The 17,797-nt window shown below is 61.8% G+C and carries 16 protein-coding genes; 4 read left to right on the forward strand and 12 right to left on the reverse strand.

All coding sequences use genetic code 11. The annotated features are described in order from the left end of the window. The first annotated feature begins 85 nt into the window (after positions 1 to 85). From I6E56_RS02380 to I6E56_RS02390, 3 genes are read left to right on the forward strand one after another with little or no spacing between them, the layout of a single operon-like run. Positions 86 to 1,756, forward strand: coding sequence for a glycosyltransferase (locus tag I6E56_RS02380; RefSeq protein ID WP_197135763.1), 1,671 nt, complete (start codon positions 86 to 88; stop codon positions 1,754 to 1,756). After that, positions 1,753 to 2,487: a biotin/lipoyl-binding protein gene (locus I6E56_RS02385; protein WP_197135764.1), complete on the forward strand. Its 735-nt coding sequence runs from the start codon at positions 1,753 to 1,755 to the stop codon at positions 2,485 to 2,487. The genes I6E56_RS02380 and I6E56_RS02385 overlap by 4 nt, the downstream gene beginning before the upstream one ends. A gap of 4 nt (positions 2,488 to 2,491) precedes the next feature. Further along, entirely contained in the window at positions 2,492 to 4,513 is a 2,022-nt protein-coding gene (locus I6E56_RS02390) for a glycosyl hydrolase (protein ID WP_197135765.1), read from the forward strand. A 65-nt stretch (positions 4,514 to 4,578) separates the two neighbouring features. On the opposite strand, the gene I6E56_RS02395 is transcribed toward I6E56_RS02390, so the two are convergent. The 5 genes from I6E56_RS02395 to I6E56_RS02415 form a co-directional block, all read right to left on the reverse strand. After that, complete coding sequence (locus I6E56_RS02395) at positions 4,579 to 4,734, reverse strand: hypothetical protein (protein WP_197109842.1); 156 nt, start codon at positions 4,732 to 4,734, stop codon at positions 4,579 to 4,581. A gap of 3 nt (positions 4,735 to 4,737) precedes the next feature. Next, positions 4,738 to 5,406 (reverse strand): DsbA family protein, encoded by a 669-nt coding sequence (locus I6E56_RS02400; protein ID WP_197135766.1) that lies wholly within the window; start codon positions 5,404 to 5,406, stop codon positions 4,738 to 4,740. A gap of 57 nt (positions 5,407 to 5,463) precedes the next feature. Next, positions 5,464 to 6,453, reverse strand: coding sequence for a hypothetical protein (locus I6E56_RS02405; protein ID WP_197135767.1), 990 nt, complete (start codon positions 6,451 to 6,453; stop codon positions 5,464 to 5,466). Between the two features lie 464 nt (positions 6,454 to 6,917). Further along, entirely contained in the window at positions 6,918 to 8,303 is a 1,386-nt protein-coding gene (locus I6E56_RS02410) for a glycine--tRNA ligase (protein WP_197135769.1), read from the reverse strand. A gap of 55 nt (positions 8,304 to 8,358) precedes the next feature. After that, positions 8,359 to 9,405: an aminotransferase class V-fold PLP-dependent enzyme gene (locus I6E56_RS02415; protein WP_197135771.1), complete on the reverse strand. Its 1,047-nt coding sequence runs from the start codon at positions 9,403 to 9,405 to the stop codon at positions 8,359 to 8,361. A gap of 81 nt (positions 9,406 to 9,486) precedes the next feature. Here I6E56_RS02415 and I6E56_RS02420 point away from each other — a divergent pair, with 81 nt between their 5' ends. Continuing rightward, entirely contained in the window at positions 9,487 to 10,449 is a 963-nt protein-coding gene (locus I6E56_RS02420) for a LysR family transcriptional regulator (RefSeq protein ID WP_197124404.1), read from the forward strand. On the opposite strand, the gene I6E56_RS02425 is transcribed toward I6E56_RS02420, so the two are convergent. The 7 genes from I6E56_RS02425 to recO all read right to left on the reverse strand — a co-directional run bounded on the left by I6E56_RS02425 (position 10,419) and on the right by recO (position 17,670). Then, positions 10,419 to 11,585, reverse strand: coding sequence for a cysteine desulfurase family protein (locus tag I6E56_RS02425; RefSeq protein WP_197135773.1), 1,167 nt, complete (start codon positions 11,583 to 11,585; stop codon positions 10,419 to 10,421). The genes I6E56_RS02420 and I6E56_RS02425 overlap by 31 nt on opposite strands. Then, positions 11,582 to 12,442: a carboxylating nicotinate-nucleotide diphosphorylase gene (gene nadC, locus I6E56_RS02430; protein WP_197135776.1), complete on the reverse strand. Its 861-nt coding sequence runs from the start codon at positions 12,440 to 12,442 to the stop codon at positions 11,582 to 11,584. Before nadC ends, I6E56_RS02425 begins: the two co-directional genes overlap by 4 nt. Beyond that, on the reverse strand, positions 12,439 to 14,004 hold the full coding sequence (gene nadB / locus I6E56_RS02435) for an L-aspartate oxidase (protein WP_197135778.1): 1,566 nt from the start codon (positions 14,002 to 14,004) through the stop codon (positions 12,439 to 12,441). The genes nadC and nadB overlap by 4 nt, the downstream gene beginning before the upstream one ends. Before the next feature lie 2 nt (positions 14,005 to 14,006). Then, positions 14,007 to 15,296, reverse strand: a complete 1,290-nt coding sequence (nadA, locus tag I6E56_RS02440) for a quinolinate synthase NadA (RefSeq protein ID WP_197135779.1) — start codon at positions 15,294 to 15,296, stop codon at positions 14,007 to 14,009. Next, the gene (locus I6E56_RS02445) at positions 15,283 to 15,999 is read right to left on the reverse strand and encodes an NUDIX domain-containing protein (RefSeq protein WP_197135780.1); all 717 of its coding nucleotides are present in this window, start codon (positions 15,997 to 15,999) and stop codon (positions 15,283 to 15,285) included. The genes nadA and I6E56_RS02445 overlap by 14 nt, the downstream gene beginning before the upstream one ends. Positions 16,000 to 16,132: 133 nt before the next feature. Continuing rightward, entirely contained in the window at positions 16,133 to 16,945 is an 813-nt protein-coding gene (locus I6E56_RS02450) for an isoprenyl transferase (RefSeq protein WP_197135781.1), read from the reverse strand. Beyond that, entirely contained in the window at positions 16,942 to 17,670 is a 729-nt protein-coding gene (gene recO / locus I6E56_RS02455; protein ID WP_197135782.1) for a DNA repair protein RecO, read from the reverse strand. Before recO ends, I6E56_RS02450 begins: the two co-directional genes overlap by 4 nt. Positions 17,671 to 17,797: the final 127 nt, after the last annotated feature.

A 17,797-nucleotide genomic window follows, 5' to 3' on the forward strand; every position in this document is an offset into this window, starting at 1 on the left:
CTCGTTCTTTCGTGCGCCCGGCACCGTGTCATCGCTCATTCTGGCGTGCTGCGTCGTATTAAGACTTCTCCCGAAAGAAGCACAAATGACGACCCTAGATACCCGCTTTGCCGCACCCCCGAGCGACCTCCCACCCGCGCTGCCCGCGCCCCGCGTCGCTGAGCCGGTGAAGGCCGAATCACCATCGTTGGTGATTCTGGTGCTCATCGCGACCTTGGGCATCCTCGCCTACGCCGGGTTCTTGTTGAACCCGGCGAGCCGCGGTGACTGGTTGCCGTACACGCTCGTCATCATCGCCGAGACGGTCCTGATCAGTCAGGCACTGCTGTCGATGTGGACAATCCTCTCCGCGTCGCAAGACCCCCGTGACTTCGCCTTTCACAACGCCAAAGCCAAACTCTTTCGCGAACGCGACATTCTGCGCGACGGTCTGACCTCAACGCCCTCGCGCTGGACGATGTACCTGCACAGCGCCGAAGCCACCGTCGACGTCTTCATCACGACCTACGGCGAACCGGTGAGCGTCATCCGCGAAACCGTGACGGCGGCGATGCGGATGCGCGGCTCCCACATCACGTGGGTGCTCGACGACGGCCACTCCGACGAGGTGCGCGATCTCGCCCACGAACTCGGAGCCCGCTACGTGCGCCGGCTGAGTTCTGGCGGAGCTAAGGCCGGTAACGTGAATCACGCCCTCACCCTCGCCAAGGGCCGCTTCTTCGCCATCTTCGATGCCGACTTCGTGCCCTCCCCCGAATTCCTCAGCGAAACAGTGCCGTTCTTTTCTCGCGACGAGGTCGCCTTCGTGCAAACGCCGCAAACCTACGGCAACCTGCATAACGTCATCTCGCGCGGCGCTGGGTATATGCAGTCCGTGTTTTACCGCTTCATTCAGCCCGGCCGCAATCGCTTCAACGCCGCGTTCTGCGTTGGAACCAATGTGATCTTCCGTCGCGCTGCCATCGACGACGTTGGTGGCATGTACACCGATTCCAAGTCAGAGGATGTGTGGACTTCGCTGATGCTCCACGAGCGCGGCTGGCACACGATCTATATCCCGAACGCCCTCGCCGTCGGCCACGCGCCTGACACCGTCGAGTCCTACACGAAGCAGCAATTGCGCTGGGCGACCGGCGGTTTTGAGATTCTGTTTAAGCACAACCCGCTCACCCACAAGCGCAAGCTCACGCTCGACCAGCGGCTGCAGTACTTGGTCACTGCCTCGTTTTACCTCACGGGCATCTCACCACTACTCCTGATGATGGTTCCCGCGCTCGAGATCTATTTCGACCTGCGCCCCATGAACCTCTCGACCACGGTCGTGACCTGGATGCTCTACTACGCCGGTTTCTACGTCATCCAGATCGTGCTCGCGTTTTACACGATGGGCTCATTTCGCTGGGAGACCCTCATGCTGGCAACCGTGTCAGCGCCGATCTACCTCGCGGCTCTCATCAACGTGCTCACCGGTAAAGAGCAGTCCTGGAGCGCAACCGGCGACCGCACGAAGGTCTCCTCGCCGTTCAACTTCATGATTCCTCAAGTGCTGTTCTTCGTTTTCCTACTACTGACTTCCGTCGTGGCCGTCTTTCGCGACATCGACAACGAAGTGCTTACCCTCGCCACGGCCTGGAACGTCACCAACACGTTTATCATGGGAAGTTTCGTTGCTGCCGCAGCGCGAGAGCATGTCTCGCTCGGCCGCGCCCACCGCCTCACCACCCGTGCTCTGTCCACGAAGGGAGCCCCAGCATGACTTGGCGCAGCAATCTCAAACTCGTCTTCGGCCTTATCGCTGTGCTCGCCCTCGTGCTGGTGTTGACGGTCATCTTTTCTCAACGACAAGCCCAGGTCGCGAGCGTTTCAGCCTCCATCGAAGCGGAACGTTATCCCGTTGGCATTGACTACGGTGGAACGCTCGTCGAGAGCTTTCTGACCGAGGTCGATCAACGCGTCAACAAAGGCGACGTGCTGTTCACCCTACAAAGCCCCTCGTTGCAGGCAGATCTCGCAAAAGGCCTGCTCAAACCTGAAACCGTCGCCTACACCGTGAGTAACGATGGTGGAATTACCCTCACTGCCGCGGTTTCCGGAACGGTGCGCGACGTCACAGTCAAACCCGGCTCCTTCGTGCAGGCCGGTCAGGTTCTCGCGACCATCGAGAAAGCGGGCTCACTGTGTGTCGTTGCTCAATACGAACTAACCGGACGTGACTATTCCCGAATCGGCGAGCAAGCATCGGTTAACCTGCTTCTCCCCAATGGCGCCAGTATCGCTGGCACCGTTTCGACGATCGATGTGCAGACCGTTGGCGGACAGGCCGAGACCACTATTCGTGTGGATAGCGACGCTCTGACCGACGGCGCCTACAACGGGCTCGTTGAAGCGGGCACCCCCGTGAGCGCGACGCTGCAGCTGCGCGACGATGGCATTCTGGCGGGCGCAGTCGACGGGATTTCTGATTTTCTGAGAAAGATTGGTCTGTAGTCGAATGTCTCGGGACGTCCGGCTTTTCTTCGTGATGACGGTGGCGGCAATGTTGACGGCACTAACCGGATGCACGGCCGCGACACCTGCGCCATCAGCACCCGAGTCGAGCACCGACAGGATTCTTCCTGACAGCACCGTCGCCCCTCTGATCGCGGCGCTGCCAACGCGTACCGTCGCCGAACTCGGGAGCAGCAAGCTCGCAGACGGACTCATCCCACCCACCAACCGCTGGTTCTCCGGACTCGTCTTCGGAGACGACTCGTTACCCGTCTTCCCGCTGCCGCTCTCGTTCCAACTGGCCGCGGGCGGATTCGCGTTGGGCGTTCCCGCTGTGGTCAGCGCAGAGAATGTCATCGCTGGCGGCTTTACTCCGGCAGTATCCGCCGACTTCGGCGCTGACGACTACGTCGTGAGTGGCTACGACGAAGCATCCGTCACGATCTCGCAGACGGCAGCCGGAAATGAAATCGGCACGACAGTGATTGCTGAAGGCTCCCCCTTTGTCAGCTTCACGGCATCCGAAGCAGTCACGGTGACGCTCGGCCAGCCGCTGCGCGACGACGACGGCGCCTGGACAGCGGAGGTCAACGGCACACAGTACGGGCTCGTCAGCGACGGCGAGATGAATGCGGCGGGCAGCGAGTTGACTCTGGCCGCCGGCGACGCAGCAACGTGGTTCGCGGTGTCTGATGGCGGTGTTGTGGCCGACTTCATCCAGGCTGCGACACCCATCGTGAGCACGAGCATCCAGTACACGGTAGATGCTGCCGTGGCCTCGACCAGCATCCGCTACGAGACACGGGATTCCTCGTCCACGATCGTGGCCGCCATGCCCCATCAGCAGGCCGGGCTCGACTCGTCAGTCTCCTGCGATGCTGGATCCTGGCCGAGCATTTATGGCGAACTCGTCGCGTGCATGACGACCGAACTCACCTGGACAGTCCCCACTATCGAGCCGGCTGGTGCCCTCGACCTCGCCAATCTCACAGAAGAGCACCGCGAAAGACTGCGGCAACAGCTGAACGTGGATGTTGCATCAACAGTGCCCGCCCCAGCAGACACCTATTACGGCGGCAAATGGCTCTACCGCCTGACCAACATGCTCGAAGTAGCCCGCCAGATCGGCGCGGATGACATTGCCGCCACCATCACGGAACAGCTTGTCAGCGCCCTGGATACCTGGACCGACCCCGAAGGCTGTGACGAGCGAACCGAACGCTGCTTCGTTTACGACAATCAGGCTCGCGGGCTCGTCGGACTTGCGGCATCCTTCGGCTCTGACCAGTTCAACGACCACCACTTTCACTACGGCTACTTTCTCTACACCGCCGGAGTTCTCGCCGCCGCCGACCCCGCCCTCGTCGAGAAGTGGGCCCCCGTCATGAATCTGCTCGCTGCCGACATTGCGGCCCAAGGCGAGAACAGCTACTTTCCCGAGCGCCGGGTTTTTGACGCCTACGCCGGCCACTCGTGGGCCAGCGGAACGTCACCATTTGCCGATGGAAACAACCAAGAATCGAGTTCCGAAGCGGTCACCGCCTGGAACGGCCTTGCCCTATGGGCTGCTGCCAGCGACCAAGCCGCGCTCGCTACCGAAGCCCGCTGGATGCTGTCAGCCGAAGCCCACTCGGCAAACGCGTACTGGACGAACTTCGATCGCACCGAAGCCGTGTACGACGGCTTCGACCACACCGTGGCTGCCCTCAACTGGGGCGGCAAACGGGACTACGCCACATGGTTCAGCGCCGAGGCGAGCGCAATGCTCGGCATCCTTGTGCTTCCGATGAGCCCCGTCTCGGGGTACCTTGCCGCCGACCCCGATCGGCTCCGTGCCAACATCGCCGAAGCTACGCCCGATGGGTCAGACGTGCTCTTCGGCGACTATCTGCTCATGTACTCAGCACTGGCCGGAAAAGCGGATGCTGCAGCAGCGCTCGAAGAGAGCGATAACCTCAACGAAGATCGCATTGATGACGGCAATAGCCGCACATACTTGCTCGCCACGATCATGAGCGCGCTCTAGAGGAGCGAACTCAGAGACAGCGCCGTCGGCGGGTAAAGCGGCACTGGACGTTGGTGAAAAACCTCTTAAACGAGGCCTTCGTCGATCTGGCGGTTAACGAGGGCTTGCGAGCGGTGATCATCGACGGCGATGCCACAAGCATCGCCCTCACACGCTACTGCGTTCGGGTCGCCGAGCTGCTGAAGGGCGAAGGTCGGGATTGGCTTCGTTGCGGCATCCATGTGTTAGACGTCTCTTTCGGTAAGTACTTGTGTGAGTACGTTAGCGAACGTTTCACTTTCTTGCGCGCCCGAAACCCCATACTTGCCATCAATCACGAAGAATGGCACTCCCTGGATGCCGTATTGCATGGCCTGTTCCATGTCAGCCTTTACGGCGGGGAGGTACTCGCTCGACTCGAGAACGCGCACCACTTCGGCGCGGTCAAAGCCAATGGAGGCCGCGATATCAGCGAGGTCTTCGATACGGCCGACGTGCTCAGTCTTGATGAAATAGGCGTCAAGAAGACGCTCTTTCATCTCAAGTTGGCGACCGTGAGCCTTCGCAAAATGCAGAAGCTCGTGCGCCTTCACCGTGTTGGTCTGGTGAATGTGCTCGTAGTCGTAATCGAGCCCAACGCTCGACGCAATATCGGTGACGCGCGTGAGCATCTCCTCGACCTGCGGCATTGGGAGCCCCTTGCGCTCGCTCAAAAACTGGATGGGTGTGCCCTCGTACTCAACCGGGGTGTCGGGAGCCAATTCGAACGAGTGGTACACGATCTCGACGGGAATGCCCGATGTTTCTACCGCGGCTTCAAAGCGTCGCTTTCCGATGTAGCACCAAGGGCACTGAACATCAGACCAGATGTCGACTTGTACGGGTTCGGTCGCGGTTGCTGCTGCATTATTCACCTCAGGGTCAACGCGCGCAGGCTGTAGGTATTCCCATCCCCGCGTATTCTCGGAAATTCAGGAGATCCGCGAGTAGCGCCTCGGTCGCGCGCGCGACTTCGGGCCTGCTCTCTCGGAAATTGCGAAATCTCCTGAATTTCCGAAGGCACGTCGTCGATGCAGAGCAAGAGCAGCGTCGAGGCCACGCAAGAAGATATCCCACTGAGTGAAAACCATCTTGGCGCTCACACTCATCGCGTGAAAACCCGCGATCGTGATCTCAATTGCCTTGAGGTGATCTTCTTCGAAGGTGTGAGCGTGGAATTGTTTTCCGTTGATCTCGAGACCAATCGTGCCATTCACGACTAGGTCAATTCTCTTGGCGCCTACGGGAACCTGAATATCGACGCGATGACCCCGCCGTCTCAGCCGAGTGCGCGCAAGGCTCTCCGGGAGGCTCTCACACCGGCCGTCGACCCAGGAACGTATGAAGCGTTTGTGTTGCGGCACAGTGAGAATCAGCTGTTCGAAGTCGAACGCGTCAATCCTGCCGGTGTGCAACGCCCAATCAATGGCAGCGACCGCTGTTTCGAGTTCTTCGTCAACGACAACGCGCCTGAGCGCCTCCACGATGCTCACGTGCCAGTTCGTTCCCTGCTCGGTGACTGCGACATGATCCCAGTGCAGCCGCACCCCACGCCGCGTACCGAGAGGACGCCGTCGATTCCATTGGCTCCGAAGCCGCGCAGCATTTCGCGGCACGGATACCTGCAAAGGATGGTCCTTGAGCACCCATCCGCCCCAGTCCGCAATCGCCGAGATGCCGGTGAGACGCCCGCCTACGCGCACGGCTCTCACTCGCGGCTCTGACTCTTCGACCGTCGTGTACCAGCCTTGGCGCGCCCTAGTAACTTCACCTCGTCGCACAGCGCGAGTGAGGTCGAAGTCCTGAGCCCCACGTGCGACAAGCTGACGTTTCTGGGCAAGCCCACCTAGCTCCATCACTAGTTCGTGCACATCCACCATGGCGCCAGCATCGTCGGAACTACCGGAGCTAGGGCGAAACACTCGCCAACAGTGGACTCGCTTGTCACGAGGGCGCTGTTGATGAGCCGCGCACCACGGAAATTCAGGAGAATGCGCCACGCGCGATTCAAGAAGCACGGTGCGAGGCGATTCGTCGGCAACGAGCACCGCGCGCTGACTCATATCTCCTGAATTTCCGAAGTGCGCGCGGCAAAACCCCGAGTTGGGGGCGAGTGACTCGGCAAAATACGCGGGCCTCGGCGCAATACGGGTGGTGAGCCGCAATACCGGTACCTCGACTGGTCGCCGGTGGGGCGGCGGCAGCCGGCAGCGGTAGTGGCAGTGGCGGCGCCCGACGGTCGGCGGCGGCAGCGGCAGCGGCGGCAGCGGCCTTGTGGCCCGCCAGCGCAGAAAAGCGACCCCGGAACATGTCCGGGGCCGCTTCCGTCGCAGTGCGATTACCGTGCGGCAATCACCCCACGAGGAGGTTTAGCGAGTTGCGTTGGCTAGCAGCCGATGAGCTCCTGCGCGAGGTAGCCGCGCAGCTCCTCGATTGGCATACGCTTTTGTTCCATCGTGTCGCGCTCGCGAATGGTCACAGCGTTGTCGTCGAGCGAATCGAAGTCGATCGTGACACAGAACGGGGTGCCGATCTCGTCCTGGCGACGGTAACGACGGCCGATAGCACCCGCGTCGTCGAAATCAACGTTCCAGTACTTGCGCAGGTCTGCGGCGATCCCGCGAGCCATCGGCGAAAGACGTTCGTTGCGCGAGAGCGGCAGAACGGCAACCTTGACCGGCGAGAGGCGACGGTCCAGGCGCAGAACGGTGCGCTTGTCGACGCCACCCTTAGCGTTGGGAGCTTCGTCTTCGGCGTAGGCGTCGATGAGGAACGCCATGAGGGCGCGGGTGAGCCCGAACGCGGGCTCGATAACGAACGGCGTCCAGCGCTCATCCTTGGCCTGGTCGAAATACGATAGGTCGGCACCGGATGCTTCGGAGTGCGTGCGCAGGTCGAAGTCGGTGCGGTTGGCGATACCCATGAGCTCGCCCCATTCGCTGCCGGCGAAGCGGAACCGGTATTCAACGTCCACGGTGCGCTTGGAGTAGTGCGAGAGCTTTTCTTGAGCGTGCTCGTAGAAGCGCAGGTTTTCAGGCTTGATGCCGAGATCGGTGTACCACTTCATGGATTCGTCGATCCAAGTCTGGTGCCACTCTTCATCCGTGCCGGGCTCGACGAAGAATTCCATCTCCATCTGTTCGAATTCGCGGGTACGGAAGATGAAGTTTCCGGGCGTGATTTCGTTACGGAACGACTTGCCGACCTGACCGATTCCGAAGGGCGGCTTCATGCGCGCAGCACCCATGACGTTGGCGAAGTTGGTGAAGATCCCCTGAGCGGTTTCGGGGCGCAGGTAGTGCATGCCCTCTTCGTTGTCGACGGGGCCAAGGTAGGTCTTGAGGAGCCCTGAGAAGTTCTGCGGTTCGGTCCACGATCCGGGCTGACCGGTGTCAGGGTCGCGGATGTCGGCAAGCCCGTTCACAGGCGGGTGACCGTGCTTCTCTTCGTAGGCTTCGAGAAGGTGGTCGGCGCGGTAGCGCTTGTGGGTGTGCAGCGATTCGACGAGCGGGTCAGAGAAGACCTCGACGTGCCCAGATGCTTCCCACACCTTGCGGGGCAGGATGACGGCTGAGTCGAGACCGACGACGTCTTCGCGACCTTGAACGAAGGTCTGCCACCACTGCTTTTTGATGTTCTCTTTGAGGGCGGTTCCCAGCGGGCCATAGTCCCAAGCTGAGCGTGAACCGCCGTAGATCTCTCCCGATTGGAAGACAAAACCTCGGCGCTTGGCGAGGTTGATTACGGCGTCGAGGGGGTTAGGCGTAGCCACAGAAACTCCAATAGTCTGCCGAGCTGGATGCACGGTCGGCGGACATCCAGTTTAGCTAGACACGCAGAGCAGCGATAACCGCCGCGACGTCGTCTTCGGTATTCCAGAGGTGGAATGCGGCGCGAAGACGGCCAGCGCGACCGGAGGCGGTGATGCCAGCGGCCGTCAGCTTGGCGAGGTCGGCACCCGATTCATCCGGCCACGTCACGATCGCCTGATTCTGGCGTTCGATTCCGAGCGCATCGCAGAGCGTGTTGGCGAGGCCGCTGCAGTGCTCCCAGACTTCGGCGATGTCGAGGTCGGCAAACATGGCGATCGGATGCTCGGCCCCTACCCAGGCCTGCCACGCGGGTGACACGTCGAACTGGCGAGCATCCTTCGCGAGGTTCATCTCGGTGCCGTACACACTCGACCACACGTCTTCTCCCGCATACCAACCCGCTTGCACGGGCGTAACGTGCTCGCCGAAATCCTCGGAGATCGTGAGAAACGCGACGCCGCGAGGCGAACACAACCACTTGTAGGCGTGGCAGACTGTCGCATCGAATTGGGTGGCATCCACGGGGTAAACGCCGGCGGCTTGGGTCACGTCGCAGAGCGTGCGCGCTCCGTGTGTGGCTGCCCCTGCGGTGATCGCCGCAACGTCGGCGACTTTGCCGTTGCAGGATTGGATGAGCGAGAACGCGACGAGCGCAGTGCTGTCGGTGATGGCATCCGCAAGTTCCGCCAGCGGCACAGCGCGAACCGCGAGGTCGGGGTGTTGCAGAAACGGGTACACGATCGAGGTGAAGTCGGATTCGACGACGAGCACTTCTGAGCCGGCCGGTAGCGAGCACGCGATGAGCGAGGCCATGACCGAGGTTTGTGAGCCGATCGCAACGCGCGCGACGTCGATGCCGACAAGGCGGGCGTAGTGGCCGCGCGTGCGCTCCACGATGTCGCCGTAGTTCATGGGGTTGCAGGTGGCGGTGGCCCACAGTTGAAGCTTCTGGGTCATCTCGGTGACTGCCGCACACGTCGGCAGTCCCATGGTGGCGGCGGAGAGGTAGCCGCGAGTGTTCGCGAAACTCTCGATAGCGTTCGTGAGGGCCGGTGATGTCATGCCTCCATAGTGCTCTCGTGCCATTCATGCGACAAGAGCATGATTGGGATATGAACTATCACGTTTAGTTATGCTTGCGTCATGGACACCACGCCCGATCTGCTCACTCTGCGCATCGTTCGCACCATTTCCGAACATGGCACTATCAGCGAAGCAGCGCGCATCCTGGGGTACAGCCAACCCGCACTCAGCCAACACCTCACCCGCGCTCAAACTCGCTTGGGGCTGGCGCTCGTCGTTCGTGCCGGTCGCGGAGTGCGGCTCACCGAAGCTGGGCGGGCACTCGCCAGCCATGCCGTCACCGTTCTCAATGCGGTGGATGCCGCGAGCGCCGAACTAGCCGAGCTCGCCGGCCTCTCGAGCGGAACGGTGCGCATTGCGGCCTTCCCGACGGCGTCGTCGACGCTCGTGCCACGGTTGATTCGTCAATTGCGGCAGCAGCATCCGAATTTGACAGTGAATTATGTCGAAGCCGAGCCTCCGCAGGCGTTGCAGCTGCTGCGGGATGGCGCTGCGGATGTCGCGATCACGTTCTCCTACCCCGAAGACCGGGCTGACCCGCATTTATCTCGCGATGGCGGGCACACGACGGTTCCCCTCTTCACCGAGCCCGTGGTCTTGGTGCTTCCCGATAGTCACGCGCTAGCGACAGCGGATGACGTGGGCTTGGCAGATCTTGCCAACGATGCCTGGATTGCGGGCTGCACTCTCTGCCGAGGTCATTTATTGGCACTGTGTAATCTCGAGGGTTTCGCTCCCGAGATCGGTCTGGAGACCGACAATGCCTTAGCGGTGCTGAACTTCGTGTCACGGGGGCTCGGCGTAGCACTACTCCCCCAGTTGGCACTGTCGTCGCTGACTCTGCCGGAGGGCGTCAGCATCCATTCTCCGCAGCCGTCGAGTGAGCGCACCATTCAGTACGTGATTCAGCCGGGGGCGACGCGCATTCCCAGCGTGGCGGCCACTATTGCGATGTTGACTGCTCTGGATGGCGCGTCGTGGGGTTTGCGGGACTACCCCGAGAGCGAGCGCACCGCGCGGTAGGCGGTTTCGATCTCCGCGGCGACCGTAGCGAGTTCTTCGGCCGTGGTTTCCCCGTTAAGGCTGAAACGGACGGCGGTCTGGGCGATGGCTTCATCAACGCCCATGGCGAGCAGCACGTGAGAAGCGTCGTCACTCCCCACCGCACAGGCAGAGCCCGCCGAGCAGATGATGCCCGCACGACCGAGTTCGAGCAGGAGTGATTCGCCGCTCGTGCCGGGGAAACAGAATGACGCGTTGTTAGGAAGGCGAACGGATGACGTAGCGGTCGTGTCGCTCAGTGTCGGTCCTGTAAGGATCACCCCCGGCACTCGAGCCTGCACGTCCGCCACGAAGTCAGTGCGCAAGGCAGCGATGCGTTCTGCCCGTTCGGCACGGTCGCTCTCGGCGAGTGCCAGAGCGTGCGCAAAGCCGACAGCACCGGCAACATTTTCGGTGCCGGAACGTTTGCCGCGTTCTTGACCTCCCCCGTGCAGCACGGGTTCGAGGCTTCGGCGTCCTTTGACGATGAGTACTCCGATGCCTTTCGGGGCACCGAGCTTGTGTCCAGACAGACTGAGGGCATCAACGCCCAACACTGCAGGGTCGAGAGGAAGCCAGCCTGCTGCTTGTACGGCATCCGTATGCAGCGGTACTCCGTGAACGCGGCAGAGTTCAGCTATCGCGGCAATGGGCTGCACGACGCCCACCTCGTTGTTGGCGTACATGATCGTGCAGAGGGTGGTGTCGGGGCGAAGAGCCTGACGCACCTCGTCGAGGTCGACAAGGCCGTGGCTATCGACCGGCAGCACCGTCACTTCGAAGCCGTGGATGCGCTTCAGGAAGTCAACGGTCTCCAAGACGGCCTCGTGCTCGACCGCGCTCGTGACGATGTGGCGGCCGCGGGGGTCAGCGAGTGCGAGCCCTTTGATCGCGAGGTTGTCTGACTCTGTGCCACCCGACGTGAAGATGACATCGGATGCCCGGCACCCGATCGACGCGGCAACACTCTTGCGGGCGCCATCCAGAGCCCGCTTGGCGGACTCCCCCAGCTCGTGATGACTAGAAGGGTTGCCGAAGTCTCCCGTCAGCAGCGGCCACATCGCTTCGAGCACCTCACGGCGCACGGGTGTGGTTGCTGCGGAGTCGAGAAAGATCATTGGTGCGCTGCGCTCACCGCAATGTCGAGACCGAGGTCGAGCGAACGAACGCTGTGTGTGAGGGCGCCGACCGAGATGACATCGACACCGGTGGCAGCAATCGCCGCAATGGTGTCGAGGTTCACACCTCCGCTGGCCTCGACGATTGCGCGGCCGGCCACGAGCTCGACACCCGCACGCAGATCTTCGAGCGAGAAGTTGTCGAGCATGATCGTGTCGACGCCCGCCGAGACGACAGTCTCCACCTGGTCGAGCCGATCGACCTCGACCTCGAGGTGAGTGGTGTGACCGATCCGCGCACGAGCCTGGCGGATGGCCTCGCCGAGATCGATACCCGCGGCAGCAAGAACTGCGAGGTGATTATCTTTAGCCATCACGGCATCCGAGAGGCTAAAGCGGTGATTGTGGCCACCACCCGAGCGAACGGCGTGACGCTCCAGCGCGCGAAGCCCCGGAGTCGTCTTGCGGGTGTCAACTACCCGGGCGTGAGTGCCGACGACTTGCGCCACGTACGCCGCGGTCTGGGTGGCGATTCCCGACATCCGCTGGCTGAGGTTGAGAGCGATGCGCTCCGCCCGCAGAACAGCGCGGGCGTTACCGGAGACGGATGCAAGTTGCTGGCCGGCGGTGAACGAGTCGCCGTCACTGGCCTGCAGCGTGACCTCAGCCTGAGCATCCACCAGCTGGAAGGTGCGAGCGAAGACATCGAGGCCACTGGCGACCCCCGCCTCACGCGCATTGAGAACAGCGGTGGCGGTGGCGTCTTCGGGCACGAACGCATCGCTCGTGATGTCACCCCACGGCGCATCTTCGGCGAGGGCCATCAGGATGACATTGTCAACGAGCTGCTGATTCATCGCTTGATCGTTTCTGCTTGGTCTTCTGCCGGGATGAAGTCGCCCGCTACGTTGACTGCCGCCCAGCGCGTGGAGAACGCGAGCTCTTCGCGGGTCTCCGGGTAGTCTGTGCGCTCGTGGGCTCCGCGCGATTCCTTACGGCGGAGCGCCGCGACGACGACGAGGCGTGCGAGGTCGAGCAGGTTCGCGTTCTCGGCGCCCTCGACCGTGTTGGATTCGGAGTGCCAGCTCGCCAAGATCGCGGATGCTTCTTCGAGGCGGGTAGCGTCCCGCTCAAGACCGACATGGCTCCACATGAGTTCGCGCAGCTGATCGCGAGTGAAAGCGTCTTTACCCGTGATCTCGAACTGCGGCTCGAGCGCGTCAACCTCGATGGCCCGCTGGGGCTCGTTGAGAGCATCAGCAGCGCGCCAGGCGAAAACGAGTGATTCGAGCAACGAGTTGGAGGCGAGACGGTTGGCGCCGTGCACACCGGTGCAGGATGCTTCTCCCACGGCATAGAGACCACGCACGCTCGTACGGCCATCGATGTCGGTGCGGATGCCGCCCATCCAATAGTGCGCTGCCGGCGTCACCGGAATTGGTTCCGTGCCCCAGTCGAAGCCGTGCTCTTCGCACACCTCGGTGATGCCGGGGAAACGCTTCGCGAGAAACTCGGAACCGAGGCCCGTGGCATCGAGCATGATGGGCCGGCCACCCTGTTTTTCCATGGCTCGAGCAATACCGCGGGCAACGACATCGCGCGGGGCGAGCTCGCCATCGGGGTGCACGTCGAACATGAAGCGCTTGCCGTGCTCATCGAGCAGCGTTGCGCCCTCGCCTCGCACAGCTTCTGACACCAGCGGGTTGCCGGGCACCGCGAGCGACGTGGGGTGGAACTGGAAGAATTCGACATCGGCAAGGGCAGCACCGGCTCGGTACGCCGCAGCCACACCATCCCCGGTCGTCACGAACGGGTTCGTTGTGTGCTTGTAGAGCTGGCCAGCACCACCACTGGCGAGAATGACAATGTCACCGTCGATCACGCGCGAATTGCCGTCGGGGGCAATCACATCGATGCCAGTGACGCGGGGCGTGCCGTCGGCATCCGTCTCCGTCACGAGATCGCGCATGAAGGTATAAGCGTAGGTCTCGACCGCGAGAGCACGGACGGCCCGCAGCAGGGCAACTTCGATCGCAAGACCGGTGGCATCTCCCCCGGCATGAATGACCCGCCGTGAGGAGTGAGCGGCTTCATGACCGCGCGCTAACTCGCCATTGGCGACTCGGTCGAACTCAACCCCGAGAGAGATTAGCTCTTGCACTCGCAACGGACCTTCACTGCAGAGCACCTCAACGGCATCCCGCTCGCACAGGCCAGCGCCGGCAATCATCGTGTCAGAAACATGGCTGGCGACCGAGTCATCGGGGAACAGCACGGCAGCCACGCCACCCTGGGCGTACTTCGTGTTGCTCTCCGCCATCTCCGCCTTCGTCACGAGAACCACATCGTGATGCGCGCTCGCGCGGTAGGCGGTGATAAGACCGGCAATTCCTGTGCCGACAACAATGACCCGTGCCATGGTTATGCCTCTTTCGTCGCTACCGGTGGCTTCGCTGCGAGCATCCGCTCAAGCGCCACCTTTGCTGGTGCCGCAACATCGTCGGACACGGTGATCTGATTGAGCACTTCGCCGCGAACGAGGCCCTCAAGAACCCAGGCCAAGTAGCCGGGGTGGATGCGGTACATCGTCGAACACGGACACACCACCGGGTCGAGGCAGAAGATCTCGTGCTGCGGGTACTCGGCAGCGAGACGGTTGACCATGTTGATCTCGGTACCGATCGCGAACGTCGTTGGTTCGGTCGCGGCAGCAACAGCCTTTTGGATGTAGTCGGTCGACCCCGCCTCGTCAGCGGCATCCACGACGGGCATCGGGCACTCGGGGTGCACGATCACGCGAACACCGGGGAGCTCAGCGCGAGCCTTCTCGATTTGGCCGACGGTGAAGCGCTTGTGCACGCTGCAGAAGCCGTGCCAGAGCACAACCTTCGCGTCGTTCAGCGTCTGGGCATCGTTACCACCGAGAGGCTTGTTGGGGTTCCACATGGGCATGAGATCGGTCGAAATGCCCATCTTCTTTGCCGTGTTGCGACCGAGGTGCTGGTCGGGGAAGAACAGAACGCGCTGGCCACGCTCGTAAGCCCACTCCAGCACGGTTGTCGCGTTCGAGCTGGTGCAGACGATTCCACCATTACGACCGCAGAAGCCCTTGAGCGCGGCAGACGAGTTCATGTACGTCACGGGGATGATCGGCACGCGGCCATCGGCATCCGGCTCGGTTCCGTAAATCTCGGTGAGCTGCTCCCAGCACTCCTCGACCGAATCGATGTCGGCCATGTCGGCCATCGAGCAGCCAGCCGCGAGGTTCGGTAAAATCACTGCTTGGTCCTCGCGAGCCAGGATGTCAGCCGTCTCGGCCATGAAGTGCACTCCGCAGAAGATAATCGCTTCCGCATTCGGCACCGTCTGGGCGGCGTTGGCCAGCTGGAAGGAGTCGCCGAGGAAGTCCGCGTGCTGCACAACCTCATCACGCTGATAGAAGTGGCCCAAGATAACCGCGCGGTCGCCAAGAGTCGCTTTCGCAGCGACGATGCGAGCGTGGAGGTCTTCGTTGGAGGCCTTCTGGTACTCGACCGGAAGTTGGCCCTGACGGGGTGCTCCCGTCGGGATGACGTCGCCCATCGAAGCCCCGGGCCCATAGCTGGGAACGCCCAGATCGAAAGTCCACGGGCCATCGGCTAGCTCAGGAGCACAGGTTTCCCCGTCGCCCGTCTTAGTGATGCGCTGAATAGTCGAATCAATGGATGACACGAGTGCTCCCTGTCGTTAAGCGGCCGAGCGGGCCATTGTCAACGAGCTCAACGCCCTCGTCATAGCGGTACAACCTCGGAGGCCGGTGACGCCCTCCCGAGACAACGTGATCAGTGGGAACCAGTGAACCTGAATTCTCAATCTGTCGACGGAAATTGGCGGGATCGAGCTGCTTTTGCAACACGGCCTCGTGAACGATGCGCAGCTCGCTCAGGGTAAAAGTTTCGCCGAGGAAGGCGCGAGCGATGCGCGAGTACTCCATCTTGGTGCGCAGGCGCCAGAGGGCGTAATCGACGATGACGTTGTGGTCGAAGGCCAACTCAGGCAGGTTATCTGCCGGGAACCAGCGCACGTTCTCGCCCTCGGTCGCACGGTCTGCCTCTTCTTGGCGCACGAGCGCCCAATAGACAATCGACACCGCGCGGGGACCAATTGAACGTTCGACTTCACCAAAGGCGTAGAGCTGTTCGAGATACGCCGGTTCAAGCGCGGTCGTCTCACGCAGGTTGCGGGCTGCCGCACCTTCGAGGCTCTCCGTGTTGTCGACCCAGCCACCGGGCAACGCCCACTGACCGTCGTACGGTTCACGGGTGCGACGCACGAGCGGAATCCAGAGCGCACTCTCACCCGATTCCGGAAGTGGGCGCAGGGCAAAAATTACGGTGGATACCGCGAGCGAAATCGCTTGCTCGTTCTGTTGCATCGCCACTCCCTTCGGTAAGAGTCATGCTGACCTGAACACAGAATACACCTTAAAGTCATCCTGACCAAAAGACGTGACGAGCGATCAGTATCGGGCGCGATCAGTCGCGGTCGCCGCTGAGGAAGGAGCCGGCTTACTTCGAGTCGTCCGTCGGTGCATCGACGGCGCCACCGAACCGTCGCGAGCGGCCAGCATAAATCTCGATCGCCCGCCACAGGTCTTCGCGGGTGAAATCAGGCCACAGCGTGTCCAGAAATACCATCTCGGCATACGCGCTCTGCCAGGGCATGAAATTGCTCATCCGCTGCTCCCCCGACGACCGCACAAACAGATCGACATCGGGTAATTGCGGCTGGTAGAGCCGCTTCTGGATGAGCTTCTCCGAGACCGCAGACGGCTTCAGTTTTCCTGCCGCCACATCATCCGCAATCGAACGCACGGCATCCGCAATCTCATTGCGTCCGCCATAGTTGACACACATCGTGAGCGTGAGGGTGCTGTTCTTCTCGGTCAGTTCCTCGGCGAACTGCAACTCTTTGATGACCGACGTCCACAGTCGAGGCCGACGACCGGCCCAGCGAACACGCACGCCCCACTCGTTGAGCTGATCGCGGCGACGGTGCAACACGTCGCGGTTGAAGCCCATGAGAAAACGAACCTCTTCGGGCGAACGACTCCAGTTTTCGGTCGAGAAGGCATACACGCTGACATGCTTCACCCCGATCTGGATGGCGCCAGCCACCACATCGAGCAGGCTCGCCTCCCCCGCCTTGTGGCCTTCGACGCGCGTCAGCCCTCGAGCGTTCGCCCAACGACCGTTGCCGTCCATGACGATGGCAATGTGCTCGGGAACAGAACCCTTGGGCATCGCCGGCGGATGAATGCCCGTCCAGTCCAGCGGACGAAACTCGACCGCATCTTTGTGAGTTTTTGCTACGCGGCTCATGCGCTCCGATCCACATGCTGAATGGAACGAAGACTGCGTTCCAAATGAAACTGGGCATAGGCAGCGACGACGCCGCTGGCCTGGGAACGAGACCGTTCCTCGGATGCTTCTGCGACATCCCACTGGCCCGCCAACAAAGCGCCGAGCAGCTCAAGCGTGTCCGGGCTGAGTCGAGGTGAACCGGGCGGGGCAACCTCATCGGCAACCACACCACCCATTTGTGCCACGAAAACCGAATGCGGGCCCGGTGCTCCGGTCACCGCACAATCAACAAAACTTGGCGCCCAGCCTGCGATTGACAGGCTGCGCAAGAGGTAGGAATCGAGGGTGAGACTCGGGTTGTGCTCGCGCCGCGACAGAGACCGCAGCGCACCGACTAGCAGAAGGTATTGCTGCAACGAACCGTCATCATCCGTGACCTTGTCGGCCGTCTCGACCATCACACTCGCCGCGGTATAGCTCGCATAGTCGGCCGTAATCTCTGAGCCATACGACCCCAGAGACTCTGCCTGCTGGATGATGTCGAGGCTGCGCCCGATGTAGCACTGGATGTCGGCGACCATAAACGGTTCCAGTCGCGCCCCAAACTTGGAGGCAGTGCGACGTACCCCTTTGGCTACCGCCCGGATCTTGCCGTGCTCACGTGACAGCATGGTGACGATGCGGTCTGCTTCCCCCAGCTTGTGGGTGCGCAGCACGACGGCTTCATCACGATAAGTTGGCACTGCTCAAGTATCCCCCGCCGTGTTGCAGTTTGCTGGATGCCAGCCCGCAGCGCCCACTGATGTCGGCAACTTTGCGCTCAACTCGCGCAATTTCTGGCTCCACTCCCTCAACCGCTCTCCCCTCGCC

Source organism: Salinibacterium sp. NK8237, from assembly GCF_015864955.1.
Classification (GTDB): domain Bacteria; phylum Actinomycetota; class Actinomycetes; order Actinomycetales; family Microbacteriaceae; genus Rhodoglobus.

Excerpts from the sequence above, each read along its gene's own strand:
- I6E56_RS02380 (WP_197135763.1), top strand. The coding sequence starts at position 86 with ATGACGACCCTAGATACCCGCTTTGCCGCACCCCCGAGCGACCTCCCA.
- I6E56_RS02385 (WP_197135764.1), top strand. The coding sequence starts at position 1,753 with ATGACTTGGCGCAGCAATCTCAAACTCGTCTTCGGCCTTATCGCTGTG.
- I6E56_RS02390 (WP_197135765.1), top strand. The coding sequence starts at position 2,492 with ATGTCTCGGGACGTCCGGCTTTTCTTCGTGATGACGGTGGCGGCAATG.
- I6E56_RS02395 (WP_197109842.1), bottom strand. The coding sequence starts at position 4,734 with ATGGATGCCGCAACGAAGCCAATCCCGACCTTCGCCCTTCAGCAGCTC.
- I6E56_RS02415 (WP_197135771.1), bottom strand. The coding sequence starts at position 9,405 with ATGACATCACCGGCCCTCACGAACGCTATCGAGAGTTTCGCGAACACT.
- I6E56_RS02420 (WP_197124404.1), top strand. The coding sequence starts at position 9,487 with ATGGACACCACGCCCGATCTGCTCACTCTGCGCATCGTTCGCACCATT.
- I6E56_RS02425 (WP_197135773.1), bottom strand. The coding sequence starts at position 11,585 with ATGATCTTTCTCGACTCCGCAGCAACCACACCCGTGCGCCGTGAGGTG.
- nadC (WP_197135776.1), bottom strand. The coding sequence starts at position 12,442 with ATGAATCAGCAGCTCGTTGACAATGTCATCCTGATGGCCCTCGCCGAA.
- nadB (WP_197135778.1), bottom strand. The coding sequence starts at position 14,004 with ATGGCACGGGTCATTGTTGTCGGCACAGGAATTGCCGGTCTTATCACC.
- I6E56_RS02445 (WP_197135780.1), bottom strand. The coding sequence starts at position 15,999 with ATGCAACAGAACGAGCAAGCGATTTCGCTCGCGGTATCCACCGTAATT.
- I6E56_RS02450 (WP_197135781.1), bottom strand. The coding sequence starts at position 16,945 with ATGAGCCGCGTAGCAAAAACTCACAAAGATGCGGTCGAGTTTCGTCCG.